Annotated in this window: 19 protein-coding genes; 5 read left to right on the top strand and 14 right to left on the bottom strand. The window is 51.5% G+C overall.

Translation table 11 applies throughout. From position 1 onward, the window contains the following. Window positions 1-210: 210 nt before the first annotated feature. From ACR0P9_RS00500 to ACR0P9_RS00545, 10 genes are all read right to left on the bottom strand, one after another. Window positions 211-1,311, bottom strand: a complete 1,101-nt coding sequence (locus ACR0P9_RS00500) for an STING domain-containing protein (RefSeq protein WP_432616894.1) — start codon at window positions 1,309-1,311, stop codon at window positions 211-213. Window positions 1,312-1,347: 36 nt separating this feature from the next. After that, on the bottom strand, window positions 1,348-1,893 hold the full coding sequence (locus ACR0P9_RS00505; RefSeq protein WP_432616895.1) for a hypothetical protein: 546 nt from the start codon (window positions 1,891-1,893) through the stop codon (window positions 1,348-1,350). 52 nt (window positions 1,894-1,945) lie between these two features. Next, a complete protein-coding gene (locus tag ACR0P9_RS00510; RefSeq protein WP_432616896.1) occupies window positions 1,946-2,872 on the bottom strand; it encodes a hypothetical protein in 927 nt (308 codons plus the stop codon). 20 nt (window positions 2,873-2,892) lie between these two features. Beyond that, entirely contained in the window at window positions 2,893-3,864 is a 972-nt protein-coding gene (locus ACR0P9_RS00515; RefSeq protein WP_432616897.1) for a protein phosphatase 2C domain-containing protein, read from the bottom strand. A 59-nt stretch (window positions 3,865-3,923) separates the two neighbouring features. Then, window positions 3,924-4,670, bottom strand: coding sequence for a vWA domain-containing protein (locus ACR0P9_RS00520; RefSeq protein WP_432616898.1), 747 nt, complete (start codon window positions 4,668-4,670; stop codon window positions 3,924-3,926). Window positions 4,671-4,763: 93 nt separating this feature from the next. Then, entirely contained in the window at window positions 4,764-5,954 is a 1,191-nt protein-coding gene (locus ACR0P9_RS00525; protein WP_432616899.1) for an OmpA family protein, read from the bottom strand. Beyond that, window positions 5,951-6,736 carry a hypothetical protein gene (locus ACR0P9_RS00530; protein WP_432616900.1) on the bottom strand — a complete coding sequence of 262 codons (786 nt, stop codon included), beginning with the start codon at window positions 6,734-6,736 and terminating at the stop codon, window positions 5,951-5,953. Before ACR0P9_RS00530 ends, ACR0P9_RS00525 begins: the two co-directional genes overlap by 4 nt. Continuing rightward, on the bottom strand, window positions 6,733-7,107 hold the full coding sequence (locus tag ACR0P9_RS00535) for a hypothetical protein (protein ID WP_432616901.1): 375 nt from the start codon (window positions 7,105-7,107) through the stop codon (window positions 6,733-6,735). Before ACR0P9_RS00535 ends, ACR0P9_RS00530 begins: the two co-directional genes overlap by 4 nt. Window positions 7,108-7,111: 4 nt before the next feature. Next, window positions 7,112-7,687 carry a hypothetical protein gene (locus ACR0P9_RS00540; protein WP_432616902.1) on the bottom strand — a complete coding sequence of 192 codons (576 nt, stop codon included), beginning with the start codon at window positions 7,685-7,687 and terminating at the stop codon, window positions 7,112-7,114. A gap of 63 nt (window positions 7,688-7,750) precedes the next feature. Then, window positions 7,751-8,446, bottom strand: a complete 696-nt coding sequence (locus ACR0P9_RS00545) for a PP2C family serine/threonine-protein phosphatase (RefSeq protein ID WP_432616903.1) — start codon at window positions 8,444-8,446, stop codon at window positions 7,751-7,753. Between the two features lie 246 nt (window positions 8,447-8,692). Between ACR0P9_RS00545 and ACR0P9_RS00550 the strand changes: the two genes are divergently transcribed. Beyond that, window positions 8,693-10,177: a hypothetical protein gene (locus tag ACR0P9_RS00550; RefSeq protein ID WP_432616904.1), complete on the top strand. Its 1,485-nt coding sequence runs from the start codon at window positions 8,693-8,695 to the stop codon at window positions 10,175-10,177. Further along, a complete protein-coding gene (locus ACR0P9_RS00555) occupies window positions 10,174-12,669 on the top strand; it encodes a protein kinase domain-containing protein (RefSeq protein WP_432616905.1) in 2,496 nt (831 codons plus the stop codon). The genes ACR0P9_RS00550 and ACR0P9_RS00555 overlap by 4 nt, the downstream gene beginning before the upstream one ends. A 323-nt stretch (window positions 12,670-12,992) precedes the next feature. On the opposite strand, the gene ACR0P9_RS00560 is transcribed toward ACR0P9_RS00555, so the two are convergent. Further along, a complete protein-coding gene (locus tag ACR0P9_RS00560; RefSeq protein ID WP_432616906.1) occupies window positions 12,993-13,979 on the bottom strand; it encodes a hypothetical protein in 987 nt (328 codons plus the stop codon). Window positions 13,980-14,480: 501 nt separating this feature from the next. Here ACR0P9_RS00560 and ACR0P9_RS00565 point away from each other — a divergent pair. The 3 genes from ACR0P9_RS00565 to ACR0P9_RS00575 are packed head-to-tail and all read left to right on the top strand — an operon-like array spanning window position 14,481 to window position 17,343. Further along, on the top strand, window positions 14,481-15,326 hold the full coding sequence (locus ACR0P9_RS00565) for a ParA family protein (RefSeq protein WP_432616907.1): 846 nt from the start codon (window positions 14,481-14,483) through the stop codon (window positions 15,324-15,326). 2 nt (window positions 15,327-15,328) lie between these two features. Next, entirely contained in the window at window positions 15,329-16,357 is a 1,029-nt protein-coding gene (locus ACR0P9_RS00570) for a ParB/RepB/Spo0J family partition protein (RefSeq protein ID WP_432616908.1), read from the top strand. Between the two features lie 14 nt (window positions 16,358-16,371). Further along, complete coding sequence (locus ACR0P9_RS00575) at window positions 16,372-17,343, top strand: toll/interleukin-1 receptor domain-containing protein (RefSeq protein ID WP_432616909.1); 972 nt, start codon at window positions 16,372-16,374, stop codon at window positions 17,341-17,343. A 58-nt stretch (window positions 17,344-17,401) separates the two neighbouring features. Here the strand turns inward: ACR0P9_RS00575 and ACR0P9_RS00580 are convergent, their stop codons facing one another. Genes ACR0P9_RS00580 through ACR0P9_RS00590 form a run of 3 tightly spaced genes read right to left on the bottom strand, consistent with a single transcriptional unit; the run spans window position 17,402 to window position 22,264 of the window. Continuing rightward, a complete protein-coding gene (locus tag ACR0P9_RS00580) occupies window positions 17,402-20,083 on the bottom strand; it encodes an Hsp70 family protein (RefSeq protein WP_432616910.1) in 2,682 nt (893 codons plus the stop codon). 17 nt (window positions 20,084-20,100) lie between these two features. After that, window positions 20,101-21,126 carry a hypothetical protein gene (locus ACR0P9_RS00585; protein ID WP_432616911.1) on the bottom strand — a complete coding sequence of 342 codons (1,026 nt, stop codon included), beginning with the start codon at window positions 21,124-21,126 and terminating at the stop codon, window positions 20,101-20,103. Between the two features lie 10 nt (window positions 21,127-21,136). Continuing rightward, window positions 21,137-22,264, bottom strand: coding sequence for an MBL fold metallo-hydrolase (locus ACR0P9_RS00590; RefSeq protein WP_432616912.1), 1,128 nt, complete (start codon window positions 22,262-22,264; stop codon window positions 21,137-21,139). Window positions 22,265-22,472 lie beyond the last annotated feature (208 nt).

Genomic DNA, 22,472 nt, shown 5'->3' on the forward strand with positions numbered 1-22,472 from the left:
AGCCTCTCTGTCCAACCGCAGTTCTTCCAGCGAAGAACCGAGAAATATGTGGATCGTTGTCATACCCGCATCCCCTTTCGTCTTTCTTTGATTCTATCATACCACGATGCAATTTGCTGTTTTTTCCTCTTCAAAAAAATCCCCTTTGTGTAGTAAGTTATACACAAAGGGGATTTGCCTATTTCACCAAATTGCAGAAAACAGCTATGTTTAGGATTCGCGTGTCATGTCCAGCCGACGGGATACTATGCTCCAAACCTTGCGAAACATCTCCTGCTTTTCTCGTTTCGGCATCGCCGGATAGTTTTCCTCGATGACCTGCCGCAAAAACGGCTGGGACAGCAGCTTTCGCAGGGACGCTTCAAACAGGCGCAGCTCCTTCGTATAAAAACGCTGTGCCGCATAAACATCTGTTTTGTCGTCTGCATCCAGATCCAAAATCATTTTCGCCGTGTGATACGAGGTGACGATCGTTGTCGGGTAGTCGATGATGTGCAGCTCGTCTCCGACTTGCCGATAATGAAACCAAGCGGGACGATTGCGCGCCACAGTCACGCAGGCGCTGGGGAGCTGCTGCTGTTTGCGCTGTGCGTTCTCCGCCGTGTGCTCCTGATAGACCTCCGGCAGGACGATGTGCATGAAAATGCGCTCGATGGGATATACACGCGTGCCCTGCTCCGTCTGCACTCCCTCCGCGATGTGTTCCAGCGTGCGAAAGATAAAATTGGTGACATAGCCGCAGGCAAGGCTGGACGATGCGCCGATGACGACCGGGCTCAGCTGTGCCTTGGTCTCGTGAATATACGCGTCGATCTCCTGCGACGCCGGTTCCATCATCCGCAGATACGCCAAAACGTCCTGCACCGCGGGCAGATAGCTGTCTTGTCTTTGCTCTTGATACAGCACACGCTTGACGGCGAGCGCGCCGTGTGCGCCCAGCAGATCATCCGGCATACGAACGCGCGCATCCGTCACGAGAATCGTGCGCGAGAGCCCCAGCGCCATCACGCACAGCCCGATCTCAAACAGGACATTGTCCCGCATCACAGCTGCTTGTTCCACGCCCTGTTCTCGCCGGAGCGCGACGCGGTCATGTCCTTCACACACCAAGATCGCATAGTCAAACGTGGGAATCTTTTTGATTAACGTGGGGAGCAGCGCAATGTTCCGCGGGTCGTTGGCCCCCTCAAACAGATCACGCCAGTAGCTGCACGCATACCCGCGCTGCTCCAGTGCCTGTATGAGAGCTGCCAACATGCCGTTTCGCTCGGTAATGCCGGAGGAAAACAAGATGATATTTTGATTTTCCATACGCTGTTCTCCCTCCGAGTAAATTAATATCGTCCTTTACTTTTCTATCACATCGTACGTTTTTTCAAACTCGTCCCGTGCGACAAAATTAAAATCCACGTCGGTAATGGCGCCGGTCTCGTCCCTCTCGGTGGCATAGAACACGATGACGCTGTCCTTCGGTGTGCGTTCCTGCGTCCCCCACAGCTCAGCGGAAAAATACTGTCGTTCATCGTCGGCGTCGATGTGCAGTCTCCCCTGCTCCAGCAGCCAGCCGATTTCTTCCTTTACCGGCTCTTCTACGCACCAGGCGCGCAGCGGCTTGGGAATCTGCTCATAGGCGTTCGGCTCCGGCAATGCCCTGTGATTGCTCAGGAAGTACGCGCGTGCGTTGGGATACGGCTGATCTGTGCTGTCGATCTTGAAAAAATCGCCGGCTTTCGCCCGCTCGCCGCGCCGGTCGGTCTCCTGCGAAAACAACTCATAGCTTCCGTCCGCATGCAGAACCATCTTCCCTTCCGCGATCATGCGCTGCTCCGCCTGCGTGTCGGCGCCCAGCTCATAAGCAAAAACAGTCTTTCCGTGCTTTTTCTGTACAATCATTGGTGTTCTCCCTTTCTTTGGTTTCCGATCCGTTGGTTTGAGTATAGCATATTCAGTCGTTCCTGCATACATCCGCATACCACTCCGCAATAGCAGTATACAGCTGTTTGGCTGACGGTCGTTCCAGCGGCTGATGAAAACCACTGCCAAAACACTGCTGAAACAGCTCGCGTACCGAACGCGGCATTTGCTTTAAGGGTGGGGCATACGCAGGCAGCTTATACGCCGAATTCTTTACAAAGTATGGCCGTATGCCTCGCTGAATACATGCCGCATACATTGGCACCTCTTCTCCCGTCCGCTTCGGCTGAGCGCAGCAAGGATGAACGCCCTGATTGAGCAAACGGAACACGATGATATATAAAGCGAACCAATCCGCCTGCTTTGTATAGCTGTGCCGTTTGGGCAGCTTTCCCGGTGTATCAACACCATATTTTTGTATGTTCTCGAAAATTTCCGGTGCGCCATGTTCCGGATAAATGGCATTGCACGGGAAATATGTCATCATATGTTCTATGTGCAGCGAGTCAATGTCCACACGAATAATATCCCCTGTATGGATATTCATGACAAAATTGTTGGGATTGAAATCGCCGATGCAAACATGCATTGCGTGCAGGTTGTCCACACAACGGATCAGAGACAATGCCGTATACAGTAAATATTCTCTATCCCAGATCTTCGCAAATCGTTCCAGAACCTCCGACAAGGATCTGCCCTCCACCACTCTCATCGTATACCCGCAGCATACATTTTTGTTGTTGTACACAAGCTCCTGCGGCCACGCAGTCAGTTCTTCTCTGGCGTAGAGCGGCCGATGGTCAACCAGATAGTTCAGCTTTTTCGATCGAGCCTCAGATGGGGTATGGAACAGCTTGATTGCCGTCTCTCCTCTGATATAAACGCTTCCCTCTGCGCCTCGCTTGCAGGGATCTCGCTCAGAAATAGAGAAGTCCTGTGTTTTGGTATGATACTGCATATTCTCCTCCTGCAATTCATTCAGATACGAGAACGTATGAATGCATTGCGCTGCTGTTCCAAAGCGTTCCAATCCGGTTCAACCAGATAAGCGTCAGGATAAGAGACATTCTCTCCCTCTGCCTGCAGCACAATAAGCGTCCGGTCATCTTTGCCCACCTGATACAGATATGCGAAATCTCCACGCTGCATGTTCGTCAGAGTTTCATCCACAACATCCGCCGTGCAGCCGCACGCCATCAGCAATTTTCCCATTCGTCTGCGGTGATCCGCATAACAAAGCGTTTGCCCGACCAATTCATCGACATACGTCTGCACACTTTCCGGCGCAGTATATCCCCGCTCATCGACAAGCGGAAGCACTGCCTGCGGGTATGCGGTCAAGCCGCCAAATTTATGCAGCAGCGGAGGCTGAAGCAGCGGAAGCAGTCCGTCTGTCGTCATAATCACGGTGCTCACTCGCTCGAATTTTACGTACTCCCAGAATTTCTCTCCGCCGGTTAGCGGGATCACAGAGCCAGCCACGTCACCTGTGTGCCGGTCTGTCAAAGTCGAAGTAACGGTTCCATCCGTGCTCAGCGCGAAAATCGCACCATCTCCGGCGTGCAACGCCCAAGCCGTACGGCTTGGTTCATGAAAAATGACACCGTGCAGTGTTGTCGCATATGTTTCTTCTCCCTCGCGCTGCGCTCGTGCAGCGATGGCATGCCATGCAAACACCGCTGCATTGCGCAGTACTTCGCGCATCGTTTCATCGGTATATCCTGTGCCGCCGTCCGGCCGGTACGGCTCCAAGCCGATCTCCACCGCTCGGAGAAACGCCTTACCGCCGCTCTCTGCGCCGCGCTCCGCATGGGGTACACTGGACACACCGTCCATAGCAACTGCCGCAGTAAAATCTCTGTATAAAGAAATCGACTGACACCAATCCTGATTCGGTGTACCGGCTTCTGCGTGTTTTCTTCCCGCGGCGGTCGCTTGATATATTTTCATTGATTTTCTCCCCTTTGTTGGGGCTGAGGACTCGCAAGAGCCCTCAGCAGTTGTTTTTGTTATCGATTAAATTCTTCTACAAACGTCAGGTTCTGCGGCAGCGGAGGCGGAATCTGCTTCGTCTCTACATACTCTCCGTTTTCGCTCACAACCAGCGTGGAGTCGGAGATACGCTCAAATGAGTCGGCCAGCCAGTTGAACACGTCTGCATAGCACCGATTCTCAACCTTGATCGTAAACGGAGAATATTGCTTCAGCGCACGCAGGCACTCCTCATCGTCGCAGGTCGAGAAGTTCCACAGCTTCAGTTTGTTGGTACCGCCGGTCGCACGCATACGTGCATGGATGCGTGCCAGTGCCTGTTGTGTATCGTCTTCAGAGGATGTAGACGCTCCGTCCGAAATATGTACAATGATTGGGCGGTATACCGGAATCCCTGCTTCGTTCAGCGTGCGTCGGTATTCATCCATGTAGTCAAGAGCAAACTGCATCGCCTCTGCTGTCTCCGTGAGTCCGCCTGCGGTGAGCGTTGGCGCCTCCCAATGATCCATGTCTGTGAATTCTGTAATCAGATGTGGGCTCGAATTATACGCAATGACCGCAATGTCCATGCGTGCTCTGGTCTCCGGGATGCGCATGACATCTTCACGGAAGGATCCCAACGCTTCCTCCAGCTTCTGCATAGGCTCGCCGCGCATGGAGCCGGAGATGTCAGGCATCAGGATAACCGGCAGACACGCAGAGTTGTGAAGCATCGCATTGCTGTGGTTCATCTCACTCGGCATCAGATCGTTGGCAAATTTCATGTTCAATCATCCTTTCTATTTTCGTCTTGTTGATGTTGTATGCATAGTATATTCCATGCATTGTTTTAAATTTTTTCTGTATGTATTTTTTACTCAGTCATACACCCATGTTCCGGCTTGAATCTTCTGTCCGTTCTCAGAATCGGCACGGATAATCGTCACGGCGCGGTTTTGGGCGTTCTGCGCGTCCGCAGAGTCCGGCGCATAGTGCGGGCCTGCCGCACCGAAGCCGATGACATGCAGCTGGTCAGCAGAAACGCCGCTGCGCGTCAGAATGTCGGCAACAACCTGTGCTCTCTGCTTGCTCAGACTGCGGCACTTGTCCGCGCTGTCCGCATTGGTCGTTGTCCCGCAGACATACACGCTCACGTCGGTATTTTCTTTGAGCTGCGCCGTGATCTCCTGCAAGGCAGATGTTGCGGCAGCGGCGTCAATCAGCTGCGCCGTGCCGTCCTGAAAGGCGATCTTGGACTCCGGGAATTGCGTCTCATCCGGCACGCTCATCGCGTTGTTCTCTTCCTTTGTCACAGGAACGGCCGGAATAGACGGCACATCATCCTCCAACTCGTCCTCTCCTACAGAGGTATGGCTCACGTGCAGGTTTGCACCTGCCGCTTCAAAATACTGGGTATAAAACGCTTCCAATGCCGATGCATCTGCCGGAGACAGCGTTTGCTGATTGCCGGCTGCCTCACCCATGCCGTACCAGACGACAGCGCAGCCGGAGAGATCCGGTAAATTCTGACTGTCTTTCAGGCTCTGTACACTGGCAGCGGCATCCAGTCCGCTGAGCGGCTTGTCGATGTCGGTCAGATCCAGCGGAACTTCTGTGCTCAAGCCGCTGTCCACAACGATCAGCTTCGTTAGGTTTTCCGAGCCGCTCAGCTGCTTGGCAGCCAATTGAATCGCACCCAGAGTATTCAGTCCTGCTGTCTGCGCGGTGCACGTGCTGAACGCCTGCTGGGCATCCGAGAGGCGTTCTTCCACCTCTCTCTCCTGTCCGCTCTTGGTCTTGGACGTATCCACTGCATCATACGTCACTTCGTCTACGACTGCCGGTGCGCCGTCCACGCGGATGACGGACAATACGCCGCCGTTTGTCAGCGTGTCGGACAGCTCGTCATCAAGCAAGTCGTTGTCCACCCATGGGAAATTGGCGTGCTTTGCCCACAAAACAACAGTGTCCGTTTTCTGGGCAGTCTCGCGGTTTCCGCCGCAGCCCGTGAGCATACCGGCTGTCAGTGCCGCGCACAACATCACGCTGAGAATGCTTCTTCGTTTCATACCGATTCCTCCTTGTCTGTTTTCTTACGAAAAGAAGTGTCAATGGCGCGCGCATCGCCTGTACTCGCGGCAATGCGCAATTTCTGCTGGTCGATCCAGACACGGTTTTCCGTGTCCAGCTGCTGGATTTTTGCCTTGGCTTCCGCCTTACTCAGCGCAAGCTGTGTTTTGAGAGACGGCTGATTTTGCACGTCCATCATTGCCTGCTCCATGGCATATTCCTGATTTTCCAGCGTCCGATACTGCTTAATGTCCGCCCACAGCAGTCTCTCCTCCGCTCCGGCATAGCTTAAAAACAACAGGAACAATGTCGAGCTGACGGTTACCATCTGAAAGGTCATCTGCATGTTTTGGTTAAACGCGCGATTCGCTTTTTCTTTTTTGTTGGCATATGCTTTGTAGTCGTCCCAGTGCTTCTCCTTATTTGGTGCCTTTATGGCCGCCACGGTTCGCACTTCAGCACCGGCAGACCGCGTCTGCCAGGTACACGCAAACACCATACCAAGACTGAGAAAAAACGCCAGTTTGATTCCAATCATCCACTTTTTGCTGTACGGCAGAATATTGCCCAAGACATACAAGATGAAGTCTATCACCCAAATCACGCCCGCTATGGTCAGAAGGATAATGGCCCGACTGCTGTCTATGCCGATCTCAAACGCCTGATACAGGGTCGCAGCGTCTATCCCCATCGCAATGAGAGCAAAAACAGCCTGCGCATACGGATGCATCCAAAATTTCATTTTCAAATTCCACTTTCGATGGTGCGTACTCTGTTTCATGTGTACCTCCTATTCTGCTCTGCCTGTTCCAGATACATTTCCAGCTTTCTTTTTTGTTGTCGAATGCTTTCCAGTCTGCTTTGCAGCCGAATCACTTCATCCGACTTATCTTCCTCTTGCCGCGCCAAACGCTTTGCGTGCTCCAATTGCTGGCGCAGGATGTCATCCTCCACCAATTGATGCAGCCGCACCTCAATGGCTTCCAACAGCCCGCTGTGCTCATCCAACAGCGGGTCGTCTCTGCTGATCTGTTCAGCGATCCGCACTTCCCACTGCTGCTTCACCTCGGAAAGCTGCGGCGGTTCGTGATAGATCTCTTGTTCCTGCAGCGGTTCTTTCTGCCGCGCTTGCAGCCAGTCCCAAATCTTCATCTCGTCACACCCTTCCTTCCCGCTCCATGATGTCCTGACAGGCTTTGTCCAAAGGTGCAAACTGTTTCAGATAATCGTCTTGGATGGTAGTAACATCCAAGCGCTTATAGTTAAAATCCGCACAGTCCTTGTACAGGATAATTCCTCTCATATAGGCAGCGATCTCTTGGACACAGCGTTCTCTCTTTTTTCCCACCTTCTTTTCTGTATCTTTTCTTTTGAGCAGCAATTGCACATACACCTGGTACATTTCCTGATACAGCGATGCTCTCTGTGCTCGCTCTCGTTTGAAGCGGCGCCGGATCTCCCGATTGTGCCGCATGTCCTGAATACTCTGTTCCGGCACGTACGATGGCGGCTGTAAATCCTGCCACTGAGCAAGCAGCTGCGCCTGTTTTTCCCGCAGCTGTGCCGTCTGCCGATTGAATTTCCTCCACATATGTTCTTGATATGCGGCATTTTCCGCCTCCTTCGCTGTAGTGTACGAGGAGCGAATGTAATCTTCTCGTTCTCGATAGCGGTAGTATTTTCCGTCTCTTCTTCCGAGAAATTCCAATCTCTTTTGGTAGATCCACAGCATACCGTCACTTCCTCCTTCTTTTTGATGCTCTCAGGATACACCAAAATTTTGAGGAAATTTTTTCTAGTTCGCTTTTTTTCGCGCCATCCGAATCGCAGACACATCATCGGTGTGCGGGATTTTCACCTCGCCAGTTCGCAGTGCCGTCTCTATCTCGTCCAGATCATAGCGGACGGATGCATTTTCCCAGCCATCGCTGAACAGCATGACAGCATCGATCTGTTCCAATGGTATGCGCTGGATACGCACGTGCTTTATGACCGGAATCATGCTCGTGAGGTAGGTCTGATTGCTTCGTCTGCCGTTTTCCGGCAGCGACAGTATTGCGTGTTTTTGTTTCTCGTCCGTCTGCGCGATCCATCCGTCTCCCAGATGAATCATCATCACCTGAGAGCTTGTCGCCACAGCGGCGAGCAGCGTAGAGCCAACGTCCTTCAAATAGATATCTTCCGCCCAGCAATATTTATCCAGTGCCATGCGCACCGTCATCAGCACATGATAGCGCACGTCGGCATCCTCCATCGTTTGCCATTCCTCTGCCATCTGTGCGAGCGCCTGCGCCGTAACTTCTGCAGCAATGCGCGCGCCGTCCTCTGCTCTGGAGCAAGAGCCTGCGCCGTCTGCCAGAGCAATGGCGGTATTTTCCCCCCTGCACGCGAAGGCAATCGCATCCTGACACGCTTCCTCTCGTTCCTCGTGATAGCGTCCCGCTCTGCGCACGGCTGCGATCTCCCACTGTGTTACTCCTTCTTTGTTCATGTCTGTTCCTCCTCCGATTTCGTGTTTTCAGTATATCGCCTGCACATCCCATAATTTTTTTGAGAAAGAAAAAATGAAAATAGATGAAGTTTTCTGCACAAATTGTCAAAAAACAGGAAGTATTTCTTGAACTTATGTCGATTCTTGTTATACTGAAAATAACAAACGCAAAAAATCAACGCGAAAAAAAATCTGAGCAAAACGCCGTGGTACACTGAGAACAGAAACAATAAAGGAGGTTTTCTTATGAGTATTCATTCCGGATTGACCCCAAGCATGACACAAGAAATCCAAAAGATCTATGATGCTGAGACAGAGCATCTCGACTTTATGAGCTGGGATGATTTTTTCGACGCAATGGAACAGTTGTCGAAAGCATCTCCGGACAAGCAACTGGATATGCTCGGCGGTCTGCTGGTGCAAGAAAAGTTCCCAGCCTATCGCTATCTGACCTATGCTCTTTTGGAGCTTTCAGAATACAGTGATTTGAAGCTGGAGCCATTTCGTGAAAAAGCGAAGCAGGTTTTTGCGCAGGCTGAGGCCACGCAAGGCGCAAGTACGACTGAGAGATACCAGCAAGATCTTCTGCATTCTCTCACAGATTTTGTATTTGATACGCTTGTCCATCGCGGCTTCTCGACGGATGCAAAAAAGACAACAGTACACGCCTCCCTCTGGGATGACAAAAAAACTTGGACCAGAAAATCCTTATGCAAGACGTTATTTTCCGCGCAGTCTATGACGCGGGAAGCCTTTCTGACATTGAGCCTTGGTCTGGCGTTTGATGTTTCGTTCGTGCAGGACTATCTCAAGCGCGTGCTTCGTGAGCGGGAATTGGACATTTGGGACAGCAAAGAAGCTCTCGTTTTTGTCCTTCTCCAGCAGCCTAACCTTCCAAATCCCTATGCAGACTATCGTAAGCTGTTGGATACATACAACAATCTTACTCCTGTGGCAGTACAGTCCAACACGGAACAGCAGCAGACGCAGGAGATCAACGGCGTCGCCGAACGGATGGTTTATTTCCTCTCTTGCTTCCGGTCCGTCCCTCTGCATTCTCCCGAAATGGAGACGCTGCTCGCACAGCACAAGTATCTGGTCGAGCACAGGAATGAGAGAGCTGATTCTCATGAGCATCTACACACACCGGATCGCCTGTTCTGCGAGATGAGAGACAGCGTCGGGGAAAAGCTGAAAAAAATTGAGCTGCCTGCTGCCTCTGCCTACACAACAGGTGCAACAATTCAAAAAGGTACCCTAGGTACGCGGCTATACGGATTTCCGTACAAAAAAGAGCAGCTGTTTGATCAAGAACATCCCGTCAGCCATGAAGAACTTATAAAATTTGTCCGGCTTCTCGCCCCGATTCTTGAGGGAAAATGGCTGGACTCGTCACGGATGACCTTCATCTCTCAGGGAACAAGGCATGTTCGTCGAGACGAATTGATGACCATGGCCTTTTTGGATCGCGCGATGGAATTGGAAGCGGATATTAAAAAGCATCCCGACCTGCTGCTTGCACAACTCAACGGGGAAGATCTTTCTGTTGCGCTGGATAGCTTTTGTGATTACATGAACGAGATTCTGCATAAGGCAGGATTCGATGAATTATACTGCGGTAATCCGTACGACGTTCTGCTGATGTATCTGTCTGTTTTAGATACACCGTTTTGCTCGTATAGTTATATTTTTTCCATCTTTATGGACATCAAAAAGGAAATAACCTCATGAGTTTATACGATGAACTGCCTACACCAGCTGCCCCTCTGACGGGACAGCTGGTTCACGAGCCATATCGCATCGTGGTGGAAGAAAAGATCAGCCGCGGCGCCAGCAACATCTGCTATGCTGTCAGAGTATATACCGGCGAGTCCGATACTGTCGGAAAGCCCATGATCCTCAAAGAGTTCTACCCGATCAGCAATGACGAAGAATTCTATACCACGCGCGATGCACAGCAGCAGCTGCACTTTTTATTTTCTCGCGAGGACAGCGAAATCCGGTTAAAAGAAGCCGTTCGCAGACAGCGAGAGGCCGTCAAGAACGCCTATGCATTACAGGAGACACTATCCAACAACCGGCAAACGACCGGCGTCACCGTGTACCCGATTGCGGCATGGGGCGACGAAGAACAGCTCACGTACTACACACTCCACAAAGCCGATTGGGGAGACAGCTTGGAAAAAGAGCCGCCGAAAAATCTTCGAGAGATTCTGCGTGTCATGTATTCCGCGGCGGATTCTGTTGCCCGCATGAATGCGCAGGGCTACGTACATGGAGACTTGAAACCGGAAAACCTGCTGTGGGTGGATCGCGGCACAGCGTCCTCTCACATCGTTCTGTTTGATTTTGATTGCTCCTTCGACTACAAAAACCGGAAGTATCCTGACATTCCGCGCTGCACGCCGGGCTACACAGCCCCGGAGCTTCGCTCAGATAGAAATAACCCAAGAGCCGTTTTTCGCCCCTCTCTGGACGTCTATGCGCTTGGCTGCATCCTGTTCCGCCTGATTTTCGACGGAGACTATCCAACAGAAGCAGACGAAAACAGCCGCAGTCCGGAAGATGCTCCCCTTGCCTCCCGTCTGAAAGAGAAATGCAACACAAACAAGGATTGGAGAGGAATGCTGTCCGAACAGCAGCAGCGGCAGCTCGCTGCCATTCTTTGGCGCAGCATTCGCAATGAGCGCGATCCGCGCTTTCTCGGACGCTATGGCTCTCCCTCTGCACTCGCCGCCGCACTCGGCGACCTGCTGGACAACTTGGGCATTCGCCAGCTTCCGGCAGACCATGTGAGCCGTGCCAGCTACACCATGCTGTCCGCAGAGATCATTGACAAGTATCCGCTGTACCGCTACAAGAAAGCAGACACGCCGTTTTTGGATGTCGTGCTCGCCGGCATTTCTCCGATGCGTGACGCCTTTCTGGAACACCTGCTCTCCGCTTGCCAGATGCTCGATACGACGCTGCGCGTGCACATCATCTCCCCGCATGTCCAAGACTATCTCAACCAGATTTTGTGTACGTATCCGGCACTCGGAAAAGTGGTGAATATGACGCTGGACGACAAGCCGTACTGTGGAGAACATTACGCGCCTGATGATACATCCATTGTCACAGAGAAACTTGCTGAGCTGTATTTCTGCGATGCACCGGCGACAGCAGACGGCATCTCTGCTTGCTTAAACGGCGCGGAAGCGGATTATTACCTGCTTGTGGATACGGACACCGACCAGAATTATCTGGCTGCTGAGCAGCTGGCAGCACAGAGGACCGCTTCCGCTTTCATCGGATACACGGACGGCAGGGGAGACGGTTTCGGTCTGCGCGATCTGTCTAAACCGGACACTTCGCCCATCGGCTGCAACGAGCGCTTTTCTGTTTCCGAGCAGGCATTCCAGTCTTCCATCGTAGAGCGCGCCTTTCAGGTGCATCGCCATTATTCCGACGCGAATGCAGACGAGCAGCGCCTGCGTCAGGAATTCTTGGCATCCGATGCATATAATCAGAGCTCCAGTATTCGAGCGGCGCTATCGCTGTCGTATGAAGCATTTTCCATCGGCTGCGATCTAAAGCAAAAGCAGGGGATACAGACATGGAATCTCCGCATCTCCGAAAAAGGGGAAGCCTATCGCAGGCTGCTTTGGCTGGAGCACCGTGCTTGGTGCGCATTCATGGTCATGCAGGGATATACCCAGCCTTCTCGGGAGCAAATTCGTGCGTACGCCTTTCGCAACGACAACGATCAAAAGAACACGAGAGAAAAGCTGCATCCTTGTCTTTGTCCGAGCCGCGCCAACGGCTTGGAACTGCCGCCGCCGGAGCATCCGGACTGGGACAGCGAAGCGGCAGAATCTCAATATGACCCGCTCGACCGCTTCTCTTTGTTTTTTCATCGGCTGTGTGCAGACAAATGTACATCGACCAACATGCAGCCGCTCCTGATCGCCATGGCCGCTTACGCTGAGACAGACAAAGAAAAAGCCTTTGTCTCCGCTCTGCAAAACGCCTGCGCCGCCATGCTGAGCGGAACCAACAAGCTGTGGGATGATTTGCAGCCACCGGCTCTTTCCAGCGATACGCTCGCCAAGCTGTTTGATGCGCTGACGGCAGAAAGCAAATTTTTGCACGAATACAATCGGTATCGTGACTTTAAGAAGTCCGATGAGGACATCCTGAAAGCGGCATCTGTCATCTTCCAAAAAAATAACTTCTGTTCATGATGAACGTAAGTGGAGAATACAAGGCGTTCCTTCTCCCCCGAAACACCCCTAAAAAATTTTTTTCATTTTCCTGAAAAAAAAGCTTGCGTTTTTGAAAAAGTCATAGTATAATAATCGAAGAGAATAAGTGTATAGAAAACACGTTGTGTAACGAGGAGATAGAAGCACTCGTTATGCAGCGTGTTTTCACTTTGTCCGGATATTTTTATTGAACTCTTCCGTTTATTGTTAACAGAAAGAAAAACAGCACAACAAGCCACACGAGAAGTGTACCCTGACTTCCTCGTGTGGCTTGTTTTTATATCTGTAAAATTTTCTGTGTTTTATCGAGACCTATAGGTATAGAATCCCCGCAGCTGCTGGCATAGGCTGTCCAGTAAGGCCTCATCATGCTCATATGTATGCCAAATATACTGCACCGCTATCCGTTGAGAGAGCGGCGTCAGCTGCTCAAAGGTATCATTCCACCAGTCAATCAATTCTCCACGGCGTATAGCGGCGAGCAGCAACTGTATCTCATCCATAGCGACATAGCGCGCTCCAATAGTACCTGCTTTACGTAAACCGACTTGATACAGGCAGGCAAGGACATAATGCTTCCGATTTTGAATATTTTTCCGTTCTCGAACCTTATCTAGAATCTTCGTGACATCTTCACGAGACAACTTGAATAGAGCCTCTTTGCACGCTTCCGGTGTCACAGGCTCATTGTCAATATAAACGGTCTTTTCCTCGCAGACGACATCACAGATGGCATCTGTCACTTCTTTTGCTTCTTCCGGAGAGAAATCCTCGCTGAGTGTATCCTCTTCAACCATATCCATAACAACCACGCGGCAAGCGTCTTTTTCCAGCTCTTCGCTCTGTACATCGGATAAATCGCTGCTCGAATTGGCAACAGACATCAAGGTAACGCCCTTGCGCAGTTCTTCTTCACGGACATAGCGCGGCTTACCGTCTGCGTCTGCAATCGGCTCTTGAAATACCACATATTCGCTCCGAATACGCAGATTTCGCTTGTTTAACACGTCTACGCGGACAACAAAGCCTTTTTGCATGAGCTCATCCATACAATGTTTGATACAGCCGATAGATTCTTTGAACATATGAGAGATGCCTTTTAATGTCATCGTCCACCGGTCGTTTTCCGAAGTCGGCGTATACGAGCTGTCACGCTGACCAAGCAGGTAGGTCATCAGTGTGATTGCTTTCATAGAAAGTATTTGTCCCTGAAATAGGCTGTTCGGAACCTTCGTGTATCCACCGCGATATTCTGTTCGATTGACTGTCAAATTTACTGCTACACCCATGATGGTACCTCCGTATCGGAATCATCGCACAAAAAAAGTGCTGTTATTTCTTAACAACACTTCGATGCAATTTTACGATACAAAAGGTGATAAAACAAGAGGATAGAAGCTGATACAAGTTATACCTTTGTATAAAAACGGAATTGCAGAGAATAAGAGTATATTAAGAAATATCGTCCGGTATAAATATTTATACTGTCATTATACAGAACGTCTAATGACTTGTCAAATTTTTCTTTTCTTTTTTTTAGCTAGCAATGATCATCTTTTATAAATTATAAATATTATATTTCTTAGTCTTATATCTAAATAGTATTATATATGTACGGCTTTTCGTAATTTCGATTTCCGTAATTTCGGTTTCCGAAACTACGGAAATCGAAACGACGGGCGTCGTGGAATATCGAACACTTTTTCACGCAATAAAAATCTTTTTTGCGGCTATTTGTTGACGAATAACGAACAAAAAGTATATAATGAACGCAGAAAGAGGTGATTTTCATGGCAGATAATACGAAGCTGGCAGCCGAGAAGCAGCCGGTTGAAGGATATAGCAAAATCGGACGCGAAAAGAGAAATTGTTTGGTGATCGCGTTTTCCAACCAAAAAGGCGGCGTAGGGAAGTCAACTTCCGTTGTGGCGGCGGCTGGCTGCCTGACAAAGCGCGGATATTCTGTTTTGGTCGTCGATACGGACCCGCAGTCGACCGCCTCTTCGTATCTGGTGCCTGATTTTGAAGAGCAGGAAGAGGGGAGAGAGGCATCGCTGTATCATCTCATCATGGACGAGAATCTCAGTGTGCCGGACAGCATTGTCCATACAGCGTCCGGCGACTTAATTACCGCCTCGTTTCTGCTCTATGACATGGATCGGCTGGGCGTCGGAACCTCTGCCATCAAAGAGATTGTGGACGAAGTGCGTGAGCGGTATGATTTTGTTCTGATCGACACGCCGCCGAATTTGGGTTGGCTGCAAACAGCAGCACTCGAAGCGTCAGACTATATCGTCATTCCGACCAAGGCGACGGCGCAGAGCATTCGCGGCATACCGACGCTGTTTGACACCGTGTACTACGTCCAGAACACCAATCCGGATTTAACCGTCTTGGGCTTCCTGATTACCATGTCCAATAAGCGTGTGCTCGCTTGCCGAGCCATCGCGGAAGAATTGGAAACCATTGCCCAGCAAGTCGGCTGTCAGGTATTCCCGGCGTGGATTCGGCTGGCAGAGGGGCTGTTTGGCGAGTCGGAAGCCATGCACACCAATATATTCCGGATGCACCGAAAAAATAACGCATTGAAAGACTATGAGGCCTTTGTAGATGCCTTGCTTGAGGAGGTAAACTAACCATGGCGCGAGGAAAGAAAAAATCTATCCCGACAGGGGGAACGGCGCGGCGCATTCAGGATCAGCGCAACCGTTCCACACAGAACATTTCTCTGGACAAACTGATTCCATATCATCGAGAAAGCATCAACGGCAATCCGGTATTCCATGATTACGCAGACGAAAAACTGGAACAGCTGGCGGACAGCTTGGAACGGGACGGACAGGTAGAAAATATCATCGTGTTCCCGTCTGAACAGCAGCCGGGAAAGTATGAAGTGCTGTCCGGAAAGCAGCGAACCCGCGCGGCACGCCTGGTTCGGCAGAGACACCCGGAGAAAAATACGCTTCGTGCTACTGTTTTGGATTTACAGTCTGTAAAGGCCAACACCTTTGCACTGGGCGATTTGACCTATGTTTTGACCAATGTGCACCGCAGAGACAAATTATTGTTCTCAGAATTGGGGATGGCGTTTGAAATGCAGTTTCAGGCGGAAAAGCATCAGGGAAAAAAGGTAAAAGATAGTAAAGATACGCTAACAAAATTGGCGGAGCAGAACCAAACTTCTCCGTCCTTTGTCAAGTGTGTGCGGCGGTTTATTCCATCGGTAACGATTCCTGAAATCATTGATTTGGTAGATAAAGGCGTTCTCCCGATGAGCACAACAGCACAAACGTTGACGTACATGAATCAGGCGAGTCAAAAAGCGGTGATCGATGCTGTCAGACTGGCGAGTCAGAAAATAAACTGTCCATTTGAAGCGCACTGCAAGAGAGCTCTGTGCAATATGGTAATGCGCGGGCTGAAAAGTATCTATGACGCACAGATCGGTGAAATGGATGATCCGGAAGCGAATGTATTTATCGAAGATCATTTTGAAGACCGTTTTATCGATTTTGAACCGAAAGTCGAATTCAAAGCGCCGACCAGAAAAACTTTGCAGCAGGTCATCCCAGAGGAGCTATGGAGCGACCGAAAAGCCGCTTCGGAATATCTTGTCAACGCGATGGACGAGCTCAAGCGGTATAAAGAAAAGTATGGAGAGCTGTAAAGGAAAATAAGACGATGTACGATGCATTTATTAGCTATCGGCGCGACAATGGCTTTTTGATGGCGCAGGTGATTCATGACCATCTGGAAGAGAGGGGCATCCACTGTTTTCTTGACCTAGAAGAATTGCAATCAGGAAAATTCGATGAAAAGATCTATGATTCGATTCAAGACAGCCCGAACTTTATTTTGATTTTACAGCCCGGAGCGCTGGATCGGTGCGTTGATGAAAAAGATTGGGTTAGAAAAGAGATTCTTGCGGCCGTAGAGAAAAACAAGAATATCATACTTGTTTTATGCGATGGATTTCATTGGCCGCAGCATATCTATTCTGAGCTGCCGGAACAAGTGGTAAAGCTAGAAAATAAGAATGCTGTGAAGTCAAGCCAAGACTATTTAACAGCTATGATACAGAAACTGATTGATTTTATGGTAGAGATAAAATCGGTTCGTATGCTTGCCAATAGATTTGATACGATAGACGATCATATATCAGAGAAAAAATATTTTTTAGAAAGCTGTACGGAAAAGATTCAGCGCGTGGACATGGCCTTCCATGCCGGTGCGCAATGGCATTGGGATCCGACCGGAGACAGGACCGATATTTTGTATGATCTGTTAGAGGCTGGTGTGCAACTCCGTGTTTTGCTTAATACGCAGGCCACAGCTGCATTGTTGGCAGATCATATGAGAAATCCTCGGCAAAGGTATCGGACGTTTTCGGAATGCATATCCGATTGGAAAGATTTTGCGAACCGATTCCCAGAGCAGATAGATGTGAGAGTATCTGCTCTTCCGATTTTGAGAAGATATTATCAAATTCATTGTGAAGATGAAACGTGTGATACAATAAATGTCGCGCATTATACGTATACCAATACAAAAATGGAACGAAATTTTCAGTCCATTTTTGGCGTAACTTCTCCCTATTTTCAACTGTACCAGTCAGAATTTACATACTTATGGGAACAAGCAGCTCCTGTTTAGAGTATGATATGCGAACTCCCCCAGAGGCAACAACCTCTGGGGGAGTTTTTGTATGTACTCACAGCTCGCTGAGCAAACCGAGCAAGTATTGTTCTTCCTCATCATCTACGGAACCGGTTTGAATCAGTGTGCGGGCGATGTTCTCCGCCTTAGCGCAGTGAACAATGCTCTGCGGGTCGTACCACTCCGGCAGCTGGGACAGGGTGTTCAACGCCTTGGCTTGCGTCTGCGCCGCGCCGCGCGATACGGTAATTCCCAGAGTGACAATGGCGATGCACAGCTCGTTATCGTAGCAGTCTGCTGTAGAAATTAACTGCATCACATCGTCTGCGACTTGCTCGACAGGCAGGGAACAGGTATCTGCATGGTGCAGAACGAGACCCAGCGCACGCAGAGAATTTTGCACGCTGTTTCCGGTCTCCCAATCAAAGAGAAATTGGTCATAAATCCATGCTTCCTGTACACCGGCGTGGCCAAACGCCTGAAGCAGCGCCGAGCGGTATTTTGGATACTCGCACAACGGCAGCAGCTTTTCACCGTCTGCCGGAGTACCAACTACACCCAATGTGTAAATCGCTTCGATGTTAGCGTTTACAGCTTCGCCGCCGACGCCCCAGCCGGCAAGCTCTGTGCGCAGAACATCCAGACAGATGCGGCTCAGTTCCTGACGCTCTGTGTCTGTCCAATAAGCACTCAGCTTGCGGGCAATCGGCAGGCAGTTTTTAAGCAGCGTCGGCACTGGATTCGACTTGAGCAGCTGCAGCATACCCTTGGAAAAATCCTGTGGGTTGGAGCAACTCATAATAAGCCGCTTGCTGGTGCGCACGCGCTCTGTCGCCGCTTTGCTGCGTCTGCGGTCGCGCAGCATCTGAATCGCCTGCTGGAGGATACACAGCTCGTTGGCAGCATTCAATCGGCTTCCGGTCGGCGGCAGCAGCGTTTTCTTGGTGGTCTGTTTGCCGGTTTTCGGCTCGTCTCCGACAGAGATCGCCGTTGTGCCGATGCAGCGGCCGTCAATCCACGCCTCAAAAGAGAGCAGGCTGTTGCGGCTCAAGGTAAAGCGGATGCTGACCGCCGTTTCGGTCGAAAAGCTCTGCGGCAGCTGCACGTGACCGACAGCGATGGTTTTATATTCTGCGGTCGTCTTTTGGCGGATGGGAATGTCCAAGCGCGTTGTCTTTGCCGGAAGGCAAAAACCGGAAATCAGCTCCGAGGTATAGGGAAGCTCCTGACCGCTGTGCGCCAGCTCCTGCACGGCACCGCCGCGCAGACCCAGATACAGCGTGTCGTTGAGCACGCTTCCCGTGGAGCGAATGCCCGTTGTCTGAACAGGAATCGGGCTGTTTGCCGCAAAGATCTGCGGCTGCTCGGCGGAAGTCTGCTGCATAAAGCTCTGGTGTGAGGACAGGTACGAGGCGTTCTGCTTGAGGTAGTAGTGATAGACGGCCGCACCGCGGGCGACTGCTTTATCCGGATCGTTGCTCTTGATCGGACGGAATCCGAAAAAGCGTTCCAGACGATCTTCGATGAGATACAGTCTGCTCATGCCGCCGTTGAGGATGACGGCACCAATCTGCGGTTTGCCGCCGAGCTTGTCCGCGGCTTTGGCGAGGACATCGAGAATTGGAGCGATGATTCCGGCATCTTGCGCCTGACCGGCGCGGGTATAGTCGTCAAAGGCATAGGCTTCACCGAGCAGGGGCTGCAGGCAGGCTTCAAATTCTGCCAGCGTCATGCTGTTGTCGCTGGCGAAGCCGTTGGGCATCTCGCCGCCCCAGTCAAAGATCGTGTCCTGCGGAACGATTTTGTCGTAGGTGCGCCATTCCGCCACGCGTTCGCTGATGTCTTGCTTGAGCTCCTCTGCGTAATGCATGAGGCTTCCCATCAGCTGTTCCTTGCTGTCGGCGATGCGGGCAGCGAAGGACGGGCCTTCCATGCTGTAATCATCGAGATATTTTTGATACAGCTGCTGTGCCAGTGCGCGGTCAAAGGTATCTCCGGCAATGGTGCAGTAGCGATTGATGGCGATAGGATGAATATCAAATAATTCACGATATTCAGTGTTTCTGCAAATATTGTGCAGCGTGATGTCCAACGTGCCGCCGCCAATATCAAAGACAAGCACGTTTTTAGGAGTGTCGAAATCGACCGGCAGACGGATTTCTCCGTTCTGCACGCGGTTGATGACATCGTAGACTACGGCTTCCGGCTCTGTCAGAAGCATTTCCTCTGTGGCGGTCAATCCGCTCAGCTGGGCGGCGCGGAGCGTCGCCTGTCGCTGTGCCGCGTTGAAGCAAGCGGGAATGGTAATCACGGCGTCCGTGATGCGCTCTCCTTCCTGCCGTTCTACATCGCGGCGGATGTGTTCCAAAATTCGCGCGGAGACCTGCTCCGGCGTTTGGTCCGGGTAGTCTGCCTTCCAACCCGAAATGCTGACGCGGCTTTCTCCCATTTGAGATTTGATGGAGCAGGCGACCGCGAACGGCTGCGTCAGCGCAAGCCGCTTGGCAAAGTCGCCGACATACGTATCATACGTTCCATCGTTTTTCTGGCAGTAAGCGACGTTGGACGGCAGCAGAGGGCGGCGCGCCGTGCGCGGCTGCCGCCTGGAAAGGTCGATGCAGCGGGAAAGTTCTTTCACCGGCGTGTCGATTCTGCCGTTTTGTGTGCTGACGATGGCAGCAACGCTGTTTGTCGTGCCCAAGTCAATGCCCAGATACAGTTCGTTTCGGTTCGTCATGATGCAACTTCCTCCTTTTATACTTCGCGGATGCGCGGCTGTGCGAGCACCATATCCTTTTCTTTGATCTCCCATCCGGGGGAGACAATCTCAACGCGCTTGACCTCTCGGCTGTCGGAGAACGGAGAGCCTTCATATTGATATTTCGCCGCTTGCTCCGCCGTGACATCCAAGCAAATGCCGCTCTCAGTAATCGCTGTGACGCCGCAGTCCTCGATAAATTCGTGCAGGCGGCGAACCAACGTCTGCATGCTGCGGATTTCTACCGGGATGCGGACATTTCCGCGGCGCATCCGCTGGAATCCCTGCGATGCCGCTGCCATTTGATCCAAAATATAGCCGTATTCCGCCGCGTTGAGCTGGGAAATGAAATCCTCTTCGATCTGCTGTCGGCTTTCCTCCAGCTGGATGTCAAAGCTTTCCTGCAGGTCTGCCAGCAGCTTCTTGGTGCGAGAGAGAGAGGCGCGCAGCGCATCAATTTCCTGCTGCTTTTCGTCTAAAACCGCAGCGTCCGACGGCGCAGGCGCGAGCTGGTCAACAAGGAAATCCAACGCCTCTCGAGAAAAATCCTTGTTCATGCGCAGGATGCAGTCGGCGGCAGGGGAGCGGGACAGCTGGTTGCTCTGCCGGAGCATAGAGAGCAGAACCAAGCGTTTGAAGTTGGGATGCTTGTGCGCGAGCTGCAGCTGGGTCTGCGCCTTTTTGCTGCCTGCCAGTGCGTGCAGCAGGACTGCTGCCGCGTCGTTGGCGGCGGAGAGAAGCTCTTCCCGTTCTTCCGCGTGTGCCAGACGGCATAGGCGGAGCATCCGGATGACACCGTCCCCGTTGAGTGTTTTTCCGTTGTGCAGAGCGCCGTATCGAGCGGTAAATTGCTCTCCGATCTCTCTCGGTTCCAGCTTCGGATTGGCGGAGCACAGAAGCAGCATCCGGTTTTCATCCGTGAACGGATTGCGCTGCTGTGAGCTGATTTCTTTCATGCCAGCGTCGATGCGCTGCATCAGGTGATCTGGAATTTTCACCTGCATGTGTGCGTTGATTTTCATACGTACCTCCTTATTTTCGGTCGAAATTTGTGTATACCTGCTCTTGTTTGGGGCAAAGAATCGTGGTTTGCGGAAAATGATTTTGCAGAGAATCGGCCTCTGCAAACGGGCTGTCCGGCGCGTGAACCAGATAGACAGTCTGCGGCTGCAAGCGGGTCAGCAGCGTGAGATCGTCTCCGAATGTCCCATGCAGGGAAAAATCTGCTTGGATGAGCGGCAATCCGCGTATCGGTCTGCCGCTCAGGCAGATGCCGTCCGCTTTGCCGCCGGGCGGCAGGCGGCGACAATTTTGGGTGAGAATCGGCACGCCGACATAGGACATGCGCTCCGCAAGGGAGTAAATCGCATCGTCCAAAAACATCGGGGCAAAAATACCTGCCTGTTTGAACAGCGCGGCCAATTCGATGCCCTTCGTGAGTTGGCGCACCTGAATCTGCAGCGGTGTGCCGCTTGCGGCGTGATCCTGCACCCGATGCAGGATGGAAATCAGCGTGTTTTTTGGGCGATAGGTCGGGTGCTTGGCGTGAAGGCCGTTGAGAATGACAACATCCGGCTTGACCCAGTCGGGGAGCTGCAACCCGGCGGTCAGGATGGTGCGATCCAGCATATAATCGCCGGTGTAGAGCACGCTGCCCTCTGCGGATTGGAGATAAATCGCCGCGCTGCCCGGCACGTGTCCCGCTTCAAACAAAGTCACAGAGACCGAACCCAGAGAGAACGTCTGGTGATAGCTGACGGGCTGAATCCGGTCAATGGCGGCAGAAACCGCGTATTTCTGCTTAAAATCCGACAGCATATCCTCGGTCTCGCAGTAGAACAGGCGGTCGAACAACAGATGGTCGGCAAGCTCCTTGGTCAGGCGTGTGGCGAACACCGGCGTATCTGGCGCGGCGCTTGTAATCTCATCCATGGCGGCGATGTGGTCAAAGTGAGCGTGAGAGAGCAGGATGCCGTCCAGCTGTCCCAACGACTGCAGGCAGCCACTGGTGAGCAGACTGCCGAATGCAGGAGAGAATACCTGACTGCGGCTGCGGCAGATGCCCTTTCCGCAATCCAGTAGCAGCTTTGTGCCGTCCAATTCGACATAGTAGCTGGACGCGCCGACGTAATCGGTGCCGCCGAGTGCGAGAAACTTCATAGACGATCCTCCTTTGGGTATACGGTGGCTTTTTCTTTGCGTCTATTGTACTCGACAAAAAAACAGAGATTTTTTTGAAGAGGAAAAAACAGCAAATTGCATCGTGGTATGATAGAATCAAAGAAAGACGAAAGGGGATGCGGGTATGACAACGATCCACATATTTCTCGGTTCTTCGCTGGAAGAACTGCGGTTGGACAGAGAGGCT

This window comes from Butyricicoccus sp., assembly GCF_050872565.1.
Taxonomy (GTDB): Bacteria; Bacillota; Clostridia; order Oscillospirales; family Butyricicoccaceae; genus Butyricicoccus_A.

Coding starts and splice junctions, on each gene's coding strand:
- ACR0P9_RS00500 (WP_432616894.1), bottom strand. CDS start 1,311: ATGGAAAATCAAAATATCATCTTGTTTTCCTCCGGCATTACCGAGCGA.
- ACR0P9_RS00505 (WP_432616895.1), bottom strand. CDS start 1,893: ATGATTGTACAGAAAAAGCACGGAAAGACTGTTTTTGCTTATGAGCTG.
- ACR0P9_RS00510 (WP_432616896.1), bottom strand. CDS start 2,872: ATGCAGTATCATACCAAAACACAGGACTTCTCTATTTCTGAGCGAGAT.
- ACR0P9_RS00515 (WP_432616897.1), bottom strand. CDS start 3,864: ATGAAAATATATCAAGCGACCGCCGCGGGAAGAAAACACGCAGAAGCC.
- ACR0P9_RS00520 (WP_432616898.1), bottom strand. CDS start 4,670: ATGAAATTTGCCAACGATCTGATGCCGAGTGAGATGAACCACAGCAAT.
- ACR0P9_RS00525 (WP_432616899.1), bottom strand. CDS start 5,954: ATGAAACGAAGAAGCATTCTCAGCGTGATGTTGTGCGCGGCACTGACA.
- ACR0P9_RS00530 (WP_432616900.1), bottom strand. CDS start 6,736: ATGAAACAGAGTACGCACCATCGAAAGTGGAATTTGAAAATGAAATTT.
- ACR0P9_RS00535 (WP_432616901.1), bottom strand. CDS start 7,107: ATGAAGATTTGGGACTGGCTGCAAGCGCGGCAGAAAGAACCGCTGCAG.
- ACR0P9_RS00540 (WP_432616902.1), bottom strand. CDS start 7,687: ATGCTGTGGATCTACCAAAAGAGATTGGAATTTCTCGGAAGAAGAGAC.
- ACR0P9_RS00545 (WP_432616903.1), bottom strand. CDS start 8,446: ATGAACAAAGAAGGAGTAACACAGTGGGAGATCGCAGCCGTGCGCAGA.
- ACR0P9_RS00550 (WP_432616904.1), top strand. CDS start 8,693: ATGAGTATTCATTCCGGATTGACCCCAAGCATGACACAAGAAATCCAA.
- ACR0P9_RS00555 (WP_432616905.1), top strand. CDS start 10,174: ATGAGTTTATACGATGAACTGCCTACACCAGCTGCCCCTCTGACGGGA.
- ACR0P9_RS00560 (WP_432616906.1), bottom strand. CDS start 13,979: ATGGGTGTAGCAGTAAATTTGACAGTCAATCGAACAGAATATCGCGGT.
- ACR0P9_RS00565 (WP_432616907.1), top strand. CDS start 14,481: ATGGCAGATAATACGAAGCTGGCAGCCGAGAAGCAGCCGGTTGAAGGA.
- ACR0P9_RS00570 (WP_432616908.1), top strand. CDS start 15,329: ATGGCGCGAGGAAAGAAAAAATCTATCCCGACAGGGGGAACGGCGCGG.
- ACR0P9_RS00575 (WP_432616909.1), top strand. CDS start 16,372: ATGTACGATGCATTTATTAGCTATCGGCGCGACAATGGCTTTTTGATG.
- ACR0P9_RS00580 (WP_432616910.1), bottom strand. CDS start 20,083: ATGACGAACCGAAACGAACTGTATCTGGGCATTGACTTGGGCACGACA.
- ACR0P9_RS00585 (WP_432616911.1), bottom strand. CDS start 21,126: ATGAAAATCAACGCACACATGCAGGTGAAAATTCCAGATCACCTGATG.
- ACR0P9_RS00590 (WP_432616912.1), bottom strand. CDS start 22,264: ATGAAGTTTCTCGCACTCGGCGGCACCGATTACGTCGGCGCGTCCAGC.